Consider the following 18,062-nt stretch of genomic DNA (forward strand, 5'->3'; position numbering starts at 1 on the left):
GTCGTCAGTCGGGATGCATACCCTTACCGGCGCGACCGGAAACCCGCGGCCTCAGTCGGCCAGCCAGGCGGCGTACGCGTCGAAGGTGAACGGGCGACCGAGGAAGTCGGCGACCAGGTCGGCGGCGTCCTTCGAACCGCCCGGGGCGAGCACCTTGTCGCGGTAGCGGCCGGCGACGTCGGGCGCGAACAGGTCGGCGGTGTCGAACGCGCTGAACATGTCCTTCGCGATGACCAGCGACCACATGTAGGTGTAGTAGGCGGACGAGTAGCCGCCGAGGTGGCCGAAGTTCGCGAACATGTGCGTGCCCTCGATCCACGACGTCGGCGCGTAGCGGTCCTGGAGCTCGACCATCCGCTGGGTCAGCTCGGCGGGCCGCTCCTCGTGGAAGCGGTAGGACATGGCGGCGTAGAACATCTGCTGGCGCGCCTGGATGCCCTTGCCGAAGTCGTCGGCGGCGCGCATCTTCGCGACCAGCTCGGCGGGGATCGGCTCGCCGGCCGCGTCGCTGGCGAAGCCCTGCAGGACCGACGCGTCCCAGGCCCACTCCTCGAGCATCTGCGACGGTGCCTCCACGAAGTCCCACTCGGTGGCGACGCCGGCGAACCGCGTCCACTCGCCGTGGCCGGCCAGGACGTGGTGCAGCAGGTGGCCGAACTCGTGGAACAGCGTGACGACGTGGTCGTGCTCCATCAGGCCGCGGGAGAAGTTGCAGACCAGCACGCCCTCGGGGAGCTGTCGCCCGGCGACGCCGTCGGTGAGGGTGAACTGGGCGGCGTGCTTGTACTTGCCCTCGCGGGGGTGCAGGTCCAGGTGGACGCGACCGAGATGCGTGCTGTCGGCGACCCTGAAGACGTCGTAGGACGCCACGTCCTCGTGCCAGGTGGTGACCTCGATCGGCTCGTAGCGCAGGCCGAACAGCCGGCCGGTCACGTCGAGCAGGCCGGCCCGGACCTTCCCGAAGTCGAAGTAGGTGCGCACCAGCTGGGCGTCGACGTCGAGCTGCTCCTTGCGGACCAGCTCCTGGTAGTAGCTGAGGTCCGCGGAGGTGATCGCGGTGCCACCGGGCGCGTCCTGGCGGTAGCGCTCGATCACCACGTCGAGGTCGCGGCGCATCGGGCCGTCGGCCGCCTCGGCGATCTTGTCGATGAACTCGGCGATGGCCGGGCCGGTGCCGATCATCTTCACCTCGGCGTCGTACGACGGCCAGTCGGCGTAGCCGACCAGGCCGGCGAGCTCGTGGCGGAGCTCGAACATCTCGCGCAGCACCGCGTCGTTGTGCGGCCAGCCGCGCTCGAGGAAGGCGATCGTGACGTCGCGCCTGACCCCGGCGTCGTGGACGAACATCCGCGCCGGCACCGAGTCCGGGTAGTCGGTCGAGACGACGACGAGGCCGTCCTCGCCGGCCGGGTGCGCGGCGAGCCAGTCCTCCGGCATGCCGGCCAGCCGCTCGGGGGTGACCCTGACCTCGCGGACGTCGTCGCGGATGACGCGGGAGAACTCCTGGCCCAGCTCGGTGAGCCGCTCGTTGATCTCCTTCAGCCGGGCCCGCACCTCGTCGGAGCGGTCGACACCGGCCCGGCGGAAGTCGCGCAGCGTCTTCTCGAGCAGCCGCGCGGCCAGCGGGTCCTCGGGGACCGTCAGACCGGCGAAGACCTCATAGAGGGCGCGGTCCTGGTTGAGCTCGGTGACGAGCCGGTCCACCTCGATCTCCGCACCCTCGGACGCGGTGCGGACGTCCTCCAGCGGATGGACGTTGGCCAGCAGCGAGGCGGCAGCGGCGACGTTGCCGAGCTCGAGCGAGATCTCGTCCCACGTCTTCAGCGTCTCGGTCGCGTCCGACGGCGGCGACGAGCGCAGGCCGTCGGCCAGCTCCCGGGCACGGGCCAGGCCGGCGACCGCGCGTTCCTTCATCCAGGCGAGCGTCTCGGACGGGGCGGGGAGGTCGAGTGGCGTCACCTTCCGAACACTAGGAGGTGGTCCCACTCGCTGTCGCCGTCCCCCCGGCGGCTGTCCCGGCGGAGCCCGGGACCGAGTCGCTCACACGAGCTGCCGGCGCCGCCGCGTCAGGTAGGCCTGCTCGGCGGCGTTGCCGGTCGCCTCGATGGCCGCGTCGTACTCCGCCCGGGCCTCCGCGCTCCGACCCAGCCGGCGCAGGAGCTCGGCGCGCGTCGCGTGCCAGGCGTGGTAGCTCGACAGCGGGAGCCGGTCGACGATCGCCAGCGCGACGTCCGGTCCGTCGAGCTCGGCGACGGCGACCGCCCGGTTGAGCGCCACCACCGGCCCCGGGTCGATGCGCTGGAGCCGGTCGTAGAGCGCCAGCACCTGGGACCAGTCGGTGTCGGCGGCCCGGGCTGCGTCGGTGTGCACGGCGTTGATGGCGGCGAGCAGCTGGTAGCGACCCGGCCGGTTGATCGCCAGGCACTCGCGGACCAGCGCGTGCCCCTCCTCGATGAGGGAGTGGTCCCAGCCGGCCCGGTCCTGCTCCCCCAGCGGCACCAGCTCGCCGCCGGCGAACCGCGAGGCCCGGCGGGCGTCGGTGAGCAGGAGCAGTGCGAGCAGCCCGGCCACCTCCGGCTCGCGCGGCAGCAGGGACCGCAGCACGCGCGCGAGCCGGATCGCCTCGTCGGAGAGGTCGACGCGGGTCGGGCTGTCGCCCTCACCGGTCAGGTAGCCCTCGTTGAAGACCAGGTAGACGACGGCGAGCACCGCGTCGAGACGGGCGGGCAGGTCCGCCACCTCCGGGATCTTGAACGGGATCCGGGCCGCCTTGATCTTCGCCTTGGCGCGGGTGATCCGCTGCCCCATCGTCGGCTCGGCGACGAAGAACGCGCGGGCGATCTCCGGCACGGTCAGTCCGCCCAGGAGCCGCAGCGTGAGCGCGACCCTGGCCTCGGGCGCGAGCGCCGGGTGGCAGCAGGTGAAGACCAGCCGCAGCCGGTCGTCCTCCACCGGCCCCGTGGGCTCGGGAGGGGTGTCATCGGTGATCATCAGTGCCGCCTGGTGCTTGGCGTCGCGCTGCGACTCACGGCGGAGCCGGTCGAGCGCCTTGTTGCCGGCCGTGGTGGTCAGCCAGCCGCCCGGGTTGGGCGGAATGCCGCCGGCCGCCCACTTCTCGACGGCGACGACGAGGGCTTCGCTGGCCGCCTCCTCAGCGAGGTCGAGGTCGCCGAACCGGCGGGCCAGCGAAGCCACCACGCGGCCGTACTCGTCGCGGAAGATCCGCTCGAATGCGGCGTCGTCGAGGTGCGCGGTCATCAGCCTTCGAACGGCCTGACCTCGACCTTGCCGCCGCAGGCCTTCGAGGCCTCGGCGGCCAGCCTGAGCGCCGTCTCGTGGTCGGGTGCCTCGATGATCCAGAAGCCCCCGATGTGCTCCTTGGACTCGAGGTAGGGACCGTCGGTCCGCACCGGCGAGTCCCCCTGGCCGTCGACGACCGTCGCCGTCGACGGTGCCTTGAGGCCACCGGCGAAGACCCAGTAGCCGTCCTCCTGGAGCTTCTTGTTGTAGCGCTCCGTCTCCTCCATCGCGGCCATCATCGCCTCGCGGGAGCCGTAACCGCCGCCGGTCTCCATGTCGTGATCGGCCTCGGTGCCGTGCACCGCCATCAGGTACTGCGTCATCTCACACACCCGCTTCCGTGCTCGCCGGCTCGTCCTGGAACGGCCGGACCTCCTGGGGACAGCGACAAGCGGCCGAGAGCCGTCCGGCCCAGGCCAGTGCCGCATCGAGGTCGGGAACGTCGAGGATCGCGAACCCGCCCATCTGCTCCTTGCTCTCGGCGTAGGGGCCGTCGGTGACGACCGGTGCACCGCTGGAGGCGTCGACGACAGTCGTCGCCTCGGGTCCGTGCAGGCCACCGCCGAAGACGAAGATCCCGGCCGCTCGTGCGTCGGTCACGACGGCGTCGACGTCCGTCATGATCTGCTGGAGCTCCTCGGGGGCCAAGGTGGCGTAGTCGGGCTCGCCGACCACCGCGATGAGGTACTGCGTCATGTCGGTCTCCTCTCGTGGGCAGCCGGTGTGGCTGCTCCCACCCCTCCCACGAAGGGAGCGGCCCCGATCCGACAGCCTTCCTGGATTTCTCGGATTCGGGAAGCAGATAGATCGGCCACTAGGTTGTCGCCCGCAGGAGCAGAGAGGCGAGCGGTGGCGCTGAGAGATCTGGTGGCGGACACGCGTCCGCTGCGCAACGACCACTTCCGGCGGCTGTGGATCGCAGAGATCATCACCGTCATCGGGGCACAGCTCACGGTCGTCGCCATCCCGGCTCAGATCTACGCAGAGACGGGCTCGTCGGCGTACGTCGGCCTGACCGGCGTCTTCGGGCTCGTCCCGCTCGTCGTCTTCGGTCTCTACGGCGGCGCGCTGGCCGACGCCTTCGACCGCCGCACCATCATGCAGGTCACGACGGTCGGCCTGATCGTCATGAGCGCGCTGTTCTGGATCCAGGCGGCGGCCGGGGGTCTCGACGTCTGGCTGCTGCTCGTGCTCTTCGCGGTGCAGCAGGCGTTCTTCGCGGTCAACATGCCGACGCGGGCCGCGCTGATGCCCCGCATCCTCACGGCCGAGGACCTCCCGGCGGCCAACTCGCTGCACTACACGGTCGCGATGGCGGGTGGCATCGCCGGACCGCTGGTCGCCGGCGTGCTCATCCCGATCACGGGCCTGTCGTGGCTCTACTTCATCGACACGGTCTGCCTGTTCGCCACGCTCTACGCGGTCGTGCTGCTGCCCCGGCTGCCGGTCGAGGGCGTCACGGTGAACCCGGGCCTGCGCTCGGTGATCGACGGCTTCGTCTACCTGCGGACGCAGCCGGTGCTGATGATGAGCTTCGTCGTCGACATCATCGCGATGATCTTCGGGATGCCGCGAGCGCTCTTCCCCGAGATGGCGCACGTCGACTTCCACGGACCGGAGGAGGGCGGCCTCGCGTTCGCCCTGCTGTTCGCGGCGATCCCGGCCGGCGCCGTCGCCGGCGGCGTCTTCTCCGGCTGGATCTCCCGCGTCTCGCGCCAGGGCCTGGCCGTGGTGTGGTGCATCGTCGTCTGGGGCGTCTCGATCGTCGTCTTCGGTGTCGCCGTCGCCCTGGCCGGGCACGCCCGCACGGCGATGCTCGTCGTCGCCGTGCTCGCACTGGCCGTGGGCGGCGCCGCCGACATGGCGTCGGCCGCCATGCGTACGTCGATGCTCCAGTCGGCCGCCGACGACTCCGTCCGCGGACGCCTCCAGGGCGTTTTCACGGTCGTGGTGGCGGGCGGGCCGCGGATCGCCGACACCGTCCACGGCGCTGCCGCCGTCGCCCTCGGCGCTGCCGCGACGGCCGCCGGCGGCGGGGTGCTCGTCGTCGTCGGCGTGGTGATCGCGGCAGCCGCGGTGCCGTCGTTCGTGCGCTACCGCGTGCTGCAGACGACGAGGTCCTGACCCGCTTCTCCCGCGAATCGGCGATGGACAACCGCCGTGCGCCGGGCCAGCATCGGCTCCACGTGCTCCACGTGCTCCACGTGCTCCACGTGCACTGAGCCGCCACCTCTCCTGGAGATCTCGATGCCGACCATGACGTCACCGGTCCGGGCGACCGCTCGCGCCCTCGTGGGCGCGGCCTTCGCCGCCACCACCCTTGTCGCCGCCCTGCTGCCGACGGCTGCCGCCCCGGCCGCCGGCGATCCGCCGGGCAAGCCCGTGACGGTGATGACGCGCAACATCTACCTCGGCGCCGACATCAACCGGCCCGTCAACGCCGCGCTCGCGGCCCAGGCGAAGGGCCTGCCTCCGCAGGCGGTGCTCGTCGCTCTCGCCAACGCCACACACGTGACCAGGGCGGTCGTCGACCGCACCGACTTCACCGTGCGGGCCGGGCTGCTCGCGTCGGAGATCGCCGCCCAGGACCCCGACCTGGTCGGCCTCCAGGAGGTCGCCTGGTGGCGGCACGGCCCGCTCCAGCTCGACCAGGTCGGCGTGCCGAACGCCGCGGTCACCGACTACGACTACCTGCAGCTGCTGCTCGACGCGTTGGCCGCCGACGGGGCGCGCTACGTCCCGATCGTCGTCGGCACCCGGGCCGACGTCGAGTCGCCGAGCTTCACCGGAACGGGGTCCGCAGATGCGCGCGACGTTCGGCTGACCATGCGCGACGTCATCCTCAAGCGCGCCGACAGCAGCGTGAAGGTCCTCGACGTCCACGACCAGGTCTACGCCAACAACCTGGCCGTCTCGGTCGCCGGTGTCTCGATGAGGTTCGACCGGGGCTTCGAGTGGGCCGACGTACGCGCCGGGTCGACGTCGTTCCGGTTCGTGAACACGCACCTGGAGTCGGCCAGCTCGGACTACGCCCTCGCGCAGGCCACCCAGCTGCTCAGCAGCGCGCCGGCGTCGGGCACGAGCACCGTGTTCGTCTGCGACTGCAACTCCGACCCGCTCAACCACACCGTCAAGCCGGCGGACCACGTGCAGCACAGCGCGCCGTACGACCTGATCACCCGGACCTTCACCGACGAGTGGCTGCGCTGGCGACCGGCGGCGGAGGGGTGGACCTCGGGTCTCTCCGAGACCGTCGACGACCCGACCGCCGCCCGGTTCGACCACCGCATCGACATGGTCTTCGGCCGGACCGCCGCGGGGCAGCCGCTGCAGGTCGACCGCGGGCTCGTCACGGGTACGTCGGTCGACGACCGCGACCCCGCGACCGGGCTGTGGCCCTCCGACCACGGCGGGGTGGTGCTCCGGCTGCGTGGCCTCTGACGGTCAGCCGAGCAGGCCCCGCACGTAGGCCGCCTGGCCCACGTGCTGGGTCGCGTCGTTGACGACGCTGACCAGGCGGACGCCGAGCGTCACCGGCGGGTTCCAACGCTCGTCGACGACGCGGTCGAGGTCGGCGTCGGTGACCGTGTCGAGGTAGGCGAGCGTCGCCGCATGGGTGGCCCTGAGGTAGTCGGTCAGCAGGTCCGGGCCGGCCCTGACCTCGCCGACCTCCTCGGTCGTCATGCCGTAGCCGCTCGCCGACGGGTCGAGCGGGAGCGCGAAGCGGTCGACGAAGCCCTGCGCGGTCCACACCTCCTCGGTCCCGGCGACGTCGGCGATCTGGGCGTCCTCCCCGCGCGCGATGTGCCAGACCAGCCACGCGATCGTGTTCGCGTCGGCCCCGGGCCGGGCGGTGAGCTGGTCCTCGGAGAGACCGTCGACCACGCGCTCGGCGCTCTCGACGACCCGGGTGAACGCGTCCTTCAACAGCTCAGAAGGGGTCATGGGGTGACGGTAGCCCGGTTACCGCAACGCATGACCAGGTTCGGCTACACCCTCATGACCGAGCAGAGCGGGCCGCGTGAGCTCGTGTCGTACGCCGTCGCCGCGGAGCGCGCCGGCTTCGACTTCGAGGTCTCCAGCGACCACTACTCCCCGTGGCTGACCGAGCAGGGCCACGCGCCGTACGCGTGGTCGCTGCTCGGCGCGGTCGCGCAGGCGACCGAGCGGGTCGGACTGATGACCTACGTGACCTGTCCGACCATGCGCTACCACCCGGCGGTGGTGGCGCAGAAGGCGGCGACGGTCGCCCTGCTCAGCGACGGCCGCTTCACCCTCGGGCTGGGCAGCGGCGAGAACCTCAACGAGCACACGATCGGCGCGGGCTGGCCGGCGCTCGAGACCCGCCACGAGATGCTGGCGGAGGCGATCGAGATCATCCGGGAGCTGCACGCCGGCGGCCTGGTCACCTTCCGCGGGGAGCACTTCGACGTCGACTCGGCACGGGTGTGGGACATCCCCGAGGACGGCGTGCGGCTCGCCGTCGCCGTCGCTGGCGACCGGGCCGTCGAGCGGTTCGCGCCGCTGGCCGACGACCTCATCGCCGTCGAGCCGAAGGCCGAGGTGATCACGGCCTGGAACGGCACGGCGGGGGCGCGCACCATCGGTGAGGAGGCCCGGGCGATCGGGCAGATCCCGATCTGCTGGGATCCGTCCGAGGACGCGGCGGTCCAGCGGGCACACGCACAGTTCCGGTGGTTCGGCGGCGGCTGGAACGTGAACTCCGACCTGCCGACCACGGCGGGCTTCGCGGCCGCCTCCCAGTTCGTGCGTCCCGAGGACGTGGCGGAGTCGATCCCGTGTGGTCCCGACCTCGACAAGATCGTCGAGGCGGTCTCGGCCTACTGGGAGGCCGGCTTCACCGACGTCGCCCTCGTCCAGGTCGGTGACGAGGGCCAGCAACGCTTCCTCGACGAGGCCGCCGAGCCCCTGCTCGAGCGCCTGCGGGCCGCGGCGCCGTCCTGATCTTCGGACGGCGTTGTGTGACCTAGCGCACACCGGCGGGCTACGGTGTGGCCATGCCTCTGCAGCAGGAGCTCGACAGGAAGCTGCGCCGCGGTCTCACGCCGGAGCGGCGGGCGGCGTTGTGGGTGCTCGCCGTCGCGCTCGCCGCGGTCGCGATCCAGTTCCTCTGGGTCGGCGCGACCCGGCTCCTGGAGGGGCCGAGCGCGGGATGCGACCGGTCGGTCGGCAGCTGGCCGTCCGGGCCGCTGACGTTCCTGACCGGCGGCGTCCTCGCGGCAGCACTGCTCTCCATCCCGATCGGGCACCGCGGTCACCGCAAGCCCACGCTGATCATCAGCAGCGGCGCGGTCTTCGTCGTGTCGGTCGCCTCGGTGCTGTTCATCCTCGGCTGGTGGGCGGCGGGGCACTCCCCGTCGTCGGCCTGCGGCAGCGTGGCCGGCTACTTCGGCCCGCTCGTCCCCTTGCTGCTGGTCGCCCACATCTCCGGCTTCCTCTGCCGCGACACGATCAAGGGCGGCACGCCGCAGCCGCTCGCCGAGGACTGACCGTCACACCCTCCGTCCGGCGTTCGTCATGCCTGTGACGACCGCAACCGGGAGGATGTAGGCATGGACCAGCTCGCCACCGACTTCGAGGCGGAGCGACCGCGGCTGCGCGCGATCGCCGCCCGCATGCTCGGCTCGACCGCGGAGGCCGACGACGTCGTGCAGGAGGCCTGGCTGCGGCTGGCTCGCACGCCCGACGTCGACAACGCACCCGCCTGGCTGACCACCGTCGTGTCCCGGCTCTGCCTCGACCAGCTCCGCTCCCGCAAGCGCATCGAGTCCTACGACGCGGAGGCGGCCGCCCTGCCCGAGTCGCCCATCGACCCGGAGGCCGACGCGGTCCTCGCCGACCAGGTCGGGGCAGCGTTGCTCGTCGTCCTGGAGACGCTGTCGCCGGCGGAGCGGGTGGCGTTCGTGCTGCACGACCTGTTCGCGGTCCCCTTCGACGACGTGGCCGGTGTGCTCGGACGCTCGCCGGCCGCCGTACGCCAGCTCGCGTCGCGGGGCCGCCGGGCTGTCGCCGGTGGCGACGTCGAGACGGAGCGACGCACCCACCACGAGGTGGTCGACGCGTTCCTCGACGCCGCCCGCGGCGGTGACCTCGGGCGGTTGCTGTCACTGCTCGCGCCCGACGCGATCATGCAGTCCGACGCGGCCGGGATCGCCATGGGCACCGACCCGGTCTACGCCGGCGCCGACGCCGTCGCGGCCCGCTTCAACGGCGTGCGCGGCGCCCAGCCCGTCACGGTCGACGGCTGGTCGGCCGCTGCCTGGGTCCACCATCGCGACGTCAAGGTGGCGTTCCTGTTCACCGTCGCCGACGGTCTCATCACCGGTGTCGACCTCGTCGCCGACCCGGAGACGCTGGGCCGGATGGAGGTCGAGGTGGGGAGGAACCGGGCGCGCGACGGCAGGTGACCGTCGGTTCGGCCTCCTTCCTGAAGCCTGGCGGGGTCAGGTGGATGACCGAACTGACGGTCACCTGTCGGCGTACGCCGCCGCCACCGCCGCGCCGAACCAGGCGTTGTTCTTCACCAGCGCGATGTTGGCGGTGAGCGAGGCACCGCCGGTGATCTCGACGATCCGACCGAGCAGGTAGGGAGTGATGTCCTTGCCGGTGACGCCGAGCCGGTCGGCGTCGGCCAGGGCCCGCTCGATGATGCCGCCGATCTCGGCGGCCGGGATCTCGTCGTCGACAGGGATCGGGTTCGCGACGACGACGCCGCCCGGGAGGCCGAGCGACCACTTCGCCCGCAGCACAGCGGCGGTCTCCTCGGGACCGTCGACCCGCATGGGGGCGGCGAATCCGGACGAGCGGGAGTAGAACGACGGGAACTCGTCGGCACCGTTGACCAGTACCGGGACGCCGAGCGTCTCGAGCATCTCGAGCGTGAGCCCGATGTCGAGGATCGACTTCACGCCGGCGGAGACGACGGCGACCGAGGTCCGGCCCAGCTCGGTGAGGTCGGCGGAGACGTCGAAGCTCTGCTGTGCGCCTCGGTGGACGCCGCCGAGCCCTCCGGTGACGAACACCCGGATCCCGGCGAGCGACGCCAGCCGCATCGTCGCGGCCACGGTGGTCGCGCCATGGAGGCCGCGGGCGACGACGAAGGGCAGGTCGCGGACCGAGACCTTGACGACGTCGGGGTCGGAGCCGAGCAGCTCCAGGTCGTCGGGCGCGAGCCCGACCCGCGGTACGCCGCCGAGCACCGCGATGGTCGCGGGCACGGCGCCCTGCGACCGCACGATCGCCTCCACTTCGCGGGCCATCTCGACGTTGCGTGGATAGGGCATGCCGTGGCTGATGATCGTGCTCTCCAGCGCGACGACGGGGCGGCCTTCGGCGAGCGCGTCGGCGACCTCGTCGGTCAGCCGGATCTGGTCATGCACTGGTGCTCCTGACGAGGGTTGCGGTGAGGTCCGGGCGGACGGTGGCGGGGCTGGCGACGGTGAGGGCGGCGGCCGCCTGCCCGAGCCGGGCCGCCTGCTCGGGGGTCGCACCGGTGAGGAGGAAGTGGCAGAACGCCGCCAGCATGGCGTCGCCCGCCCCGGTGACGTCGACGACCGTGCCGCCGCGCGGCGGGACGACGACGGCGCCGTCTGGCGTCGACAGCACCGAGCCGGCCGGGCCGAGCCGGAGCCAGACGAGCTGCGCGCCGCACTCGTGCAGCGCGGCGACCGCCGCTTCGCGGTCGGTCTGTCCCGTGAGCGCGGTCAGCTCGTCGGCGTTGGGCGTCAGCAGGAACAGCGGCCGCCTGATCGACGCGGCGAGGCGGCTCGCCTTCGGCACGGAGACCGGGTCCACGACGACGCGTACGCCGGCCGTCTCGGCCGCGTCGAGCACCGCCGTGACGGTCGCCGGCAGCAGGTTGCCGTCGACCACGACCAGGTCCGCCGCGGCGATCCGCTCGCGAACCGCAGTGATGTGGGCAGGGGTGAGCGACTCGACCGCCGCCATGTCGGCGACGGCGACGACGAGCTCGCCCCCGTCGTCGAGGACGGCCGTGTAGGTGCCGGTCCCGACCTCGCTGCGTCGCACGAGCGAGACGCCGACACCAGCGGCCGCCGTGGCGGCGAGCAGGTCGTCACCCAGCGCGTCGGGGCCGATCGCCGTGAGGAGCGTCGTCGCCGTGCCGAGCCGCGCGAGGTTCTCGGCGATGTTGCGGCCGACGCCGCCCGGCGTCAGCGAGGCCGAGCCGGGATTGCTGGTGGCGGCCACGACCGGGGCCGCGCTGCGCGCCTTGAGATCGACGTTGGCGCCGCCGATCACGAGGACCTCGCTCACGCATCACCCCGGTGGTGCTCGGCGACGTACGTCGCGAGGCTGGTGTCGTCCGGGAGGCAGCTCGCGACCAGGTCACCGAGGGGACCGGCCTCGGTCCCGAAGGCCCCCATCGACAGCAGCACGTTGAGAAGCATGCCGTAGGCGACGAAGTCCCGGACCTCCTCGTCCGGCCAGCCGGTCTCCTGCAGGGTCGCGAAGATCGTGCCCATCCCGGCGCGCGCGACGTCACCGATCTCCGGGACCGAGGCCGCCGCGAAGCCGTGCATCAGCACGTGGAGCAGGTCGCTGTCGGCGAGCAGCATCGTGTAGGTGTGGCCCATCCGGGCCTTGTCGTCCTCGCTGGCGGGGTCGAACGGGCCCTCCTCGAGGATGCCCCGGAAGGCCGCGTCGATCCGGCCGCAGGTGCGGTCGAGGACGGCCAGGAACAGGTCCAGCTTGGTGCCGAACATCCGCACGACGTAAGGCTGGCTGACGCCGGCCTCCTTGGCGACCGCATCGGTGCTCGTGCCTGCGTAGCCGCCGGCCGCGAACGCTCGCGTGGCCGCCTGCAGGATCAGCTCGCGGCGTTCCTCAGCAGGCATCCGGATATTCATGGTTGACATGTTATCAGTCGATTACTTATCGTCGTGACAGCGCTTGTAATCATTCGATGCCAACTTCAGGAGTCAGCGATGTCAGCACTCACCAACCAGCGGACGGAGCCGTCCGTACGGCCGACGGCCGCACGCCGCGTGCCGCTGTGGGTGGCGATCGCCGCCGTCAGCCTGCCGATGTTCATGGCGACCCTCGACAACCTCGTGATGACCACGGCGCTGCCGGTCATCCGGGCCGACCTCGGCGCCAGTGTCACCGACCTGTCGTGGTTCCTGAACGCCTACACCCTCGCGTTCGCCACGTTCATGCTCCCGGCCGCGACGCTCGGCGACCGGCTCGGCCGCCGGCGCGTGATGCTCGGCGGCATCGTGGTCTTCACGGTGGCCTCGATCGGTGCCGGCCTCTCCGACTCCTCCGGCGCGCTCATCACGGCCCGCGCGGTCCAGGGCCTCGGCGCGGCGGCGATCATGCCCCTGTCGCTCACGCTGCTCGCGGCCAACGTCCCGGCGCGGCTCCGGCCGGCGGCGATCGGCATCTGGGGCGGCGTCTCCGGCCTGGGTGTCGCGCTCGGGCCGGTGATCGGCGGCGCGGTCGTCGAGGGCGTGAGCTGGCAGGCGATCTTCTGGCTCAACGTGCCGGTCGCCGTGCTCGCGGTGCCGCTCATCCTCGCCGCCGTCAACGAGTCCCGCGGCGCGTGGCAGCGGCTCGACGTGGTCGGGACGGTGCTGCTCGGCGGCGCGGTCTTCCTCGGCATCTGGGGCATCGTGCACGGCAACGACGACGGCTGGACCTCCGCCGGTGTTCTCACACCGCTCATCGCCGCCGCCGTCCTCGTCCCCGCGTACGTCGTCCACGCGCTGCGCCGCACGGACGCGGTGCTGCCGCTGCGGCTGTTCGCCTCCCGCAGCTTCTCGGTCGCCAACGTGGTCGCGCTCGGGTTCACGGCGGGCATGTTCGGCGCGGTGTTCCTGCTCTCGCAGTACCTCCAGGTCGTGCAGGGCTACTCCCCGCTCGGCGCCGGGGTCCGGACCCTTCCGTGGACGGCAGCGCCGATGGTCGTCGCGCCCGTGGCCGGCATGCTCGCGGGGCGCATCGGTGTCCGGCCGCTGCTGCTCTCCGGGCTCGCGCTGCAGGCCGGCTCCCTGGTCTGGTTCGCCGGGCTGGCCGAGTCGGGGTCGTCGTACGCCGCCTTCGTCCCCGCCCTGGCGATGGCCGGTGTCGGCATGGGCCTGGTGTTCCCGTCGGTCTCCAACGCGACGCTCGACGGTCTGCCGGACAGCGACTTCGCGACCGCGAGCTCGGCGAACTCGACCGTCCGGGAGTTCGGCGTGGCACTCGGGATCGCGCTGCTGGTGGCCGTCTTCCTCGGCAACGGCGGCCAGATCGCACCGGACGGCTACGACGGCGCGATCGGTCCGGCGCTGCTCACGGGAGCCGGTGCGGTCCTCGTCGCGTTCGTCGCCGCGCTCTTCGCCCCGCGCCGGTCCTGACCCCCGCAGACGGCCGGCGGACCGGTCGCCGAGGCGACCGGTCCGCCGGCCGTTCCCACGGCGGCCCGAGCGTGGCAGTCTGTGCGGGTGTTACCCCGCACGCACGACGCGCTGGCGATGGGTCTCGAGGACCTGCCACTGGCGGCGGTCGACGTGCGCGACGGAGAGCCGACCGCCGGCATCGTGACGCTGCACGAGGACTTCGGCGTCGAGATCGGCGTGTGGGAGCTCACCGAGGGCACCGTGACGGATACCGAGGTGGACGAGGTGTTCGTCGTGATCGCGGGCGCGGGCTGGGTCACCTTCGCCGACGGCGAGCGGATCGCCCTGCGCCCCGGTGTCGTCGTCAGGCTGCGAGCGGGCGAGCACACCACCTGGACGATCACCGAGACGCTGCGGAAGGTCTGGGTCGGTCCCTGACCTCCGCTCGGCTCACCAGCGCGAGTGGATCGCCTCGCGCAGGTGGGTGTCGTAGAGCCGGTGGACGGCGTCGTCGAAGCCGGCGGGCAGCTCGATCGACCCGGCCACCGCGTTGGCGCGGGCCTGGTCGGGGTTGCGGGCGCCGGGGATGACGGTCGAGACCTCCGGCAGGGAGGCGACCCAGGCGAGCGCGGCCTGGGCGGGTGTCACGTCCGGGAGGCTTCCGCGGACGAGCTCGCTGAAGTCCTGAGCGGCCCGTACGCCGGTCGCGTAGTCGACCCCCGAGAACGTCTCACCGACGTCGAAGGCCTCACCGTGGCGGTTGTAGGTGCGGTGGTCGTCGGCCGCGAACGTCGTGTCGAGGTCGTAGCGCCCGGACAGGAGCCCGCTCGCGAGCGGCACGCGGGCGATGATGCCGACACCGGCGGTGGCAGCGGCGGGCAGCACCTCGTCGAGCGGCTTGAGGCGGAAGGCGTTGAGGATGATCTGCACCGAGGCCACGCCCGGGCGGCGGATCGCGGTGAGCGCCTCCTCGACGGTCTCGACCGAGACGCCGTAGTTGCGGATCCGCCCCTCGGCGACGAGGGTGTCGAGCGCGTCGAACACCTCGTGGCTGGAGTAGACCGGCGTCGGCGGGCAGTGCAGCTGGACCAGGTCGAGGGCGTCGACGCCGAGGTTGCGGCGGGAGCGGTCGTTCCACTCCCGGAAGTTGTCGAGGACGTAGTTCTCCGGGATCTGGTCGACCCGCCGGCCCATCTTGGTGGCGACCGTGACGCCGGAACCGGCGTTCGCCTTCAGCCACGAGCCGATGAGGGACTCCGAGCGGCCGTCACCGTAGACGTCGGCGGTGTCGAAGAACGTCACGCCGGCGCCGTACGCCGCGTCGAGCACCGCGAGAGCGTCGGCCTCGTCGACCTCACCCCAGTCGGCGCCGAGCTGCCAGGTGCCGAGGCCGATGACGGAGACGGAGCGGCCGGTTCGTCCGAGAGTGCGCGTCTGCATGCGCCCACCCTAGGAGAGGCCTCAGGCGAGCAGCTCGGGGGTGAGCTCCTCGACGCAGGCGACCCCGGCGAGGCCCATCGTGAGGTCGAGCTCCGCGACGACGTTCTCGACCACGGCCCGCACGCCTGCCTCGCCGGCGAGCGCCAGGCCGTAGACCCACGGCCGGCCGAGCAGGACCGCGTCGGCTCCGAGCGCCAGTGCGACCGCGACGTCGGCGCCGCTCCGGACGCCGCTGTCGAACAGCACGGGCACCCGCCCGCCGACCTCCGCGACGACGCCAGGGAGCGCGTCGAGGGAGGCGATCGCGTTGTCGACCTGCCGGCCGCCGTGGTTGGAGACGACGATCCCGTCGACTCCCTGCTCGAGCGCGAGCCGGGCGTCGTCGGGGTGCTGGACGCCCTTGACCAGGATCGGGAGGTCGGTCATCCGCCGGAGCCGGGCGAGGTCGGCCCACGTCAGGTCGGAGCGCGAGAAGACGTCGAGGAATGTCTCCACCGACGCCCGCGGGAGCGGCGAGCGGATGCTCTCGCGCAGGGTCCCGCCGGCCCACCGCGCGTGGTGCCTGGCCATCGACAGGAGCGAGCGCACGGCGGCGATCGTCGGTCGCGGGGTCGGCTCGGTGGAGGCGGGGCGTGCCGCCGCCAGGGTCCGGAAGGCGGGGTCGGAGAGGTATTGCGCGATCCCCTCGCCGCGGGCGAACGGCAGGTAGCCGAGATCGAGGTCGCGGGTGCGCCAGCCGAGCAGGTGGGTGTCGAGGGTGACGACGATCGCGTCCGAGCCGATGGCCTCGGCCCGCTCCACGAAGGACCGTACGACGGTCTCGTCGCTGCTCCAGTAGAGCTGGAAGAGCCGCGGGGAGTCGCCGAGCGTCCGGGCGGTCTCCTCCATCGGCACGCTGCCCTGCGTGGAGAGGACCATCGGCACGCCGAGCGAGCGGGCCGCCCGCGCGACGGCGTACTCGGCGTCGGGGTGGGCCATCTCGAGCACGCCGATGGGTGCCAGCAGCAGCGGGGCCGGGATCGTGCGGCCGAGCAGTGTCGTCTCCAGGGAGCGGCTGGTGACGTCGACGAACATGCGCGGCACGATGCGGTGCCGCTCGAACGCGGCGGTGTTGGCGGCGACCGTGCGGTGCTGACCGGCGCCCCCGGCGACGTAGGCCCACGCCTCCTTGCCCATCCGGCGCCGGGCCGCCGACTCCAGCTCACGCGGCTCGACCGGGACGACCGGCCGGTGCCCGAAGAGTCCGGCGCGGTAGATGCGCCCCTGGATGTCGCGCCCGATGCTGGCTCCGATGCTCACGGGCGTCAGTCTGCCGTGGTCCCCGGCGGCAGCGTGGCGCCGAGCACCAGCTGGAACAGCCGGACGCACCGTGCGGTCATCGACGCGGGCGTCTCGTCGGGGTGGTCCAGCCACCACGTCACCAGCGAGTCGGCGACCGACATCCAGACCGCCGTGAGCGCGGAGACGTCGCGGGGATCCTCGTTGCCGGCGAGGCGCATCATCTCGCCGACGCCCTCCTCGGCCAGCGCCGTGAACCGGTCCGTGTAGAGCGCCAGCTCGGCCGCGATGCCCTGCTCGCCGCGCGGGATCGTCGGGTCGAAGAAGAGCCGCCAGATCCACGGCTGCCGCTCGAGCAGCACGAAGGTGCCCTCGAGCGTGCGCAGCGCCCGCTCCAGGCCCACCGCGTCGCCGCGGGCGATCCGCTCGAACTCGCCTGCGAGGATCTCGATGGCGCGGTGCAGGCAGGCCCGCAGCAGGCCTTCCTTGGAGCCGAAGTAGTTGTAGATCAGCGGTTTGGAGATCCCGGCGCGCTCTGCGATGTCGCCGACGGAGGTCGCCGCGAAACCCTGCGTGCCGAACACCTCGGTCGCGACCTCGACGATCTGCTCCTCCCGATCGGCCCGGGGCACGCCCTTCGTGCCGGCGTTGCGCCGTCCCGAGCCTGCCGAGGGAGAGCGTCGCGTCGTCGTACGGGCCATGCCGGGATCCTAGGCACGAGAACTTAACCGGTGGTAACTTACCGCAGAGTCATATTGTTGCCGCGATCACATCCCCAGGACGGAGCCGATGAAGGACTTCTTCGACCCCACGCAGAACCCGGTGGGCTTCGCCATCCCGTTCTTCATCCTCACGATCGTGCTCGAGCTGGCGGCGCTCAAGTGGCTCGACCACGACGACAACGTCACGGGGTACGCGTTCAAGGACGCGCGGACCTCGATCCTGATGGGCCTCGGCTCGCTGGTGACCACGACGCTCTTCAAGCTCGCCTTCTTCTGGCTGTTCGTGCTGGTCTACGAGCAGGTCGCGCCGTGGCACCTGCCCAACACCTGGTGGGCGTTCCTCGTGACGCTGCTGGCCGTGGACCTCTCCTACTACTGGCAGCACCGCTTCGTGCACCGCGCCCGGGTGGGTTGGGCGGCCCACCAGGCCCACCACTCCAGCGAGTTCATGAACTTCGGCACCGCGCTGCGGCAGAAGTGGAACCCCTGGTTCGACGTGTTCTTCCTGCTGCCGCTGCCGCTGCTCGGCGTCTCGCCGGGCGTGATGTACGTCGGCCTGGGCGTGAACCTCATCTTCCAGTTCTTCGTCCACACCGAGATGGTCGACAGGCTGCCGCGCCCGATCGAGCTCGTCTTCAACACGCCGAGCCACCACCGGGTCCACCACGGCTCCGACCCGATCTACCTGGACCGCAACTACGCCGGCATCCTCATCGTCTGGGACCGCATGTTCGGCACGTTCCAGCCCGAGCTGCACCGGCCGCGCTACGGCCTGACCCACAGCGTCGACACCTACAACCTGCTCACGCTCGAGTACGGCCACTACGCCGACCTCTGGCAGGACCTGAGGACCGCCGGCAGCTGGCGCGACCGGCTCGGCTACCTGTTCCGACCGCCGGGCTGGGCTCCCGAGCGGAGCGCCGCCACCGCCACCGAACCGGTCGTCGAGCGCGCATCGTGA

Annotated in this window: 19 protein-coding genes; 8 read left to right on the top strand and 11 right to left on the bottom strand. The window is 72.0% G+C overall.

What is annotated here, in order from left to right; translation table 11 throughout:
• Positions 1–51: 51 nt before the first annotated feature.
• The 4 genes from QDS12_RS01110 to QDS12_RS01125 form a co-directional block, all read right to left on the bottom strand.
• Positions 52–1,959 (bottom strand): Zn-dependent oligopeptidase, encoded by a 1,908-nt coding sequence (locus tag QDS12_RS01110; RefSeq protein ID WP_279876361.1) that lies wholly within the window; start codon positions 1,957–1,959, stop codon positions 52–54.
• 81 nt (positions 1,960–2,040) lie between these two features.
• The gene (locus tag QDS12_RS01115) at positions 2,041–3,258 is read right to left on the bottom strand and encodes a sigma-70 family RNA polymerase sigma factor (RefSeq protein ID WP_279876362.1); all 1,218 of its coding nucleotides are present in this window, start codon (positions 3,256–3,258) and stop codon (positions 2,041–2,043) included.
• The gene (locus QDS12_RS01120) at positions 3,258–3,623 is read right to left on the bottom strand and encodes a YciI family protein (RefSeq protein ID WP_279876363.1); all 366 of its coding nucleotides are present in this window, start codon (positions 3,621–3,623) and stop codon (positions 3,258–3,260) included. Before QDS12_RS01120 ends, QDS12_RS01115 begins: the two co-directional genes overlap by 1 nt.
• 1 nt (position 3,624) lies before the next feature.
• The gene (locus tag QDS12_RS01125; protein WP_279876364.1) at positions 3,625–3,996 is read right to left on the bottom strand and encodes a YciI family protein; all 372 of its coding nucleotides are present in this window, start codon (positions 3,994–3,996) and stop codon (positions 3,625–3,627) included.
• A 153-nt stretch (positions 3,997–4,149) separates the two neighbouring features.
• Between QDS12_RS01125 and QDS12_RS01130 the strand changes: the two genes are divergently transcribed.
• Both QDS12_RS01130 and QDS12_RS01135 read left to right on the top strand, forming a co-directional pair.
• Positions 4,150–5,424 (top strand): MFS transporter, encoded by a 1,275-nt coding sequence (locus QDS12_RS01130; protein WP_279876365.1) that lies wholly within the window; start codon positions 4,150–4,152, stop codon positions 5,422–5,424.
• A gap of 123 nt (positions 5,425–5,547) precedes the next feature.
• Positions 5,548–6,741: a hypothetical protein gene (locus QDS12_RS01135; RefSeq protein ID WP_279876366.1), complete on the top strand. Its 1,194-nt coding sequence runs from the start codon at positions 5,548–5,550 to the stop codon at positions 6,739–6,741.
• 3 nt (positions 6,742–6,744) lie between these two features.
• Here the strand turns inward: QDS12_RS01135 and QDS12_RS01140 are convergent, their stop codons facing one another.
• Positions 6,745–7,245 carry a DUF664 domain-containing protein gene (locus QDS12_RS01140; RefSeq protein ID WP_279876367.1) on the bottom strand — a complete coding sequence of 167 codons (501 nt, stop codon included), beginning with the start codon at positions 7,243–7,245 and terminating at the stop codon, positions 6,745–6,747.
• 30 nt (positions 7,246–7,275) lie between these two features.
• Between QDS12_RS01140 and QDS12_RS01145 the strand changes: the two genes are divergently transcribed.
• The 3 genes from QDS12_RS01145 (at position 7,276) to QDS12_RS01155 (ending at position 9,728) form a co-directional block, all read left to right on the top strand.
• On the top strand, positions 7,276–8,265 hold the full coding sequence (locus tag QDS12_RS01145) for an LLM class F420-dependent oxidoreductase (protein ID WP_279876368.1): 990 nt from the start codon (positions 7,276–7,278) through the stop codon (positions 8,263–8,265).
• 53 nt (positions 8,266–8,318) lie between these two features.
• Positions 8,319–8,810: a hypothetical protein gene (locus QDS12_RS01150; RefSeq protein WP_279876369.1), complete on the top strand. Its 492-nt coding sequence runs from the start codon at positions 8,319–8,321 to the stop codon at positions 8,808–8,810.
• A 63-nt stretch (positions 8,811–8,873) separates the two neighbouring features.
• Positions 8,874–9,728 (top strand): sigma-70 family RNA polymerase sigma factor, encoded by an 855-nt coding sequence (locus QDS12_RS01155; RefSeq protein ID WP_279876370.1) that lies wholly within the window; start codon positions 8,874–8,876, stop codon positions 9,726–9,728.
• 60 nt (positions 9,729–9,788) lie between these two features.
• Here the strand turns inward: QDS12_RS01155 and QDS12_RS01160 are convergent, their stop codons facing one another.
• The 3 genes from QDS12_RS01160 to QDS12_RS01170 are packed head-to-tail and all read right to left on the bottom strand — an operon-like array spanning position 9,789 to position 12,197.
• Positions 9,789–10,700, bottom strand: a complete 912-nt coding sequence (locus QDS12_RS01160; protein ID WP_279876371.1) for a pseudouridine-5'-phosphate glycosidase — start codon at positions 10,698–10,700, stop codon at positions 9,789–9,791.
• A complete protein-coding gene (locus tag QDS12_RS01165) occupies positions 10,693–11,595 on the bottom strand; it encodes a PfkB family carbohydrate kinase (RefSeq protein WP_279876372.1) in 903 nt (300 codons plus the stop codon). Before QDS12_RS01165 ends, QDS12_RS01160 begins: the two co-directional genes overlap by 8 nt.
• On the bottom strand, positions 11,592–12,197 hold the full coding sequence (locus QDS12_RS01170; protein ID WP_279876373.1) for a TetR/AcrR family transcriptional regulator: 606 nt from the start codon (positions 12,195–12,197) through the stop codon (positions 11,592–11,594). Before QDS12_RS01170 ends, QDS12_RS01165 begins: the two co-directional genes overlap by 4 nt.
• Positions 12,198–12,266: 69 nt before the next feature.
• Between QDS12_RS01170 and QDS12_RS01175 the strand changes: the two genes are divergently transcribed.
• Both QDS12_RS01175 and QDS12_RS01180 read left to right on the top strand, forming a co-directional pair.
• Positions 12,267–13,679 carry a DHA2 family efflux MFS transporter permease subunit gene (locus QDS12_RS01175; RefSeq protein WP_279876374.1) on the top strand — a complete coding sequence of 471 codons (1,413 nt, stop codon included), beginning with the start codon at positions 12,267–12,269 and terminating at the stop codon, positions 13,677–13,679.
• 87 nt (positions 13,680–13,766) lie between these two features.
• Positions 13,767–14,099, top strand: coding sequence for a cupin domain-containing protein (locus QDS12_RS01180; RefSeq protein ID WP_279876375.1), 333 nt, complete (start codon positions 13,767–13,769; stop codon positions 14,097–14,099).
• A gap of 12 nt (positions 14,100–14,111) precedes the next feature.
• Here the strand turns inward: QDS12_RS01180 and QDS12_RS01185 are convergent, their stop codons facing one another.
• Genes QDS12_RS01185 through QDS12_RS01195 form a run of 3 tightly spaced genes read right to left on the bottom strand, consistent with a single transcriptional unit; the run spans position 14,112 to position 17,080 of the window.
• Entirely contained in the window at positions 14,112–15,101 is a 990-nt protein-coding gene (locus tag QDS12_RS01185; RefSeq protein ID WP_279876376.1) for an aldo/keto reductase, read from the bottom strand.
• 21 nt (positions 15,102–15,122) lie between these two features.
• The gene (locus QDS12_RS01190; RefSeq protein WP_279876377.1) at positions 15,123–16,400 is read right to left on the bottom strand and encodes a lactate 2-monooxygenase; all 1,278 of its coding nucleotides are present in this window, start codon (positions 16,398–16,400) and stop codon (positions 15,123–15,125) included.
• 5 nt (positions 16,401–16,405) lie between these two features.
• On the bottom strand, positions 16,406–17,080 hold the full coding sequence (locus QDS12_RS01195; protein WP_279876378.1) for a TetR/AcrR family transcriptional regulator: 675 nt from the start codon (positions 17,078–17,080) through the stop codon (positions 16,406–16,408).
• An 88-nt stretch (positions 17,081–17,168) separates the two neighbouring features.
• Here QDS12_RS01195 and QDS12_RS01200 point away from each other — a divergent pair, with 88 nt between their 5' ends.
• Entirely contained in the window at positions 17,169–18,062 is an 894-nt protein-coding gene (locus QDS12_RS01200) for a sterol desaturase family protein (protein ID WP_279876379.1), read from the top strand.

The organism is Nocardioides sp. CER19 (genome assembly GCF_029846275.1).
Taxonomy (GTDB): domain Bacteria; phylum Actinomycetota; class Actinomycetes; order Propionibacteriales; family Nocardioidaceae; genus Nocardioides.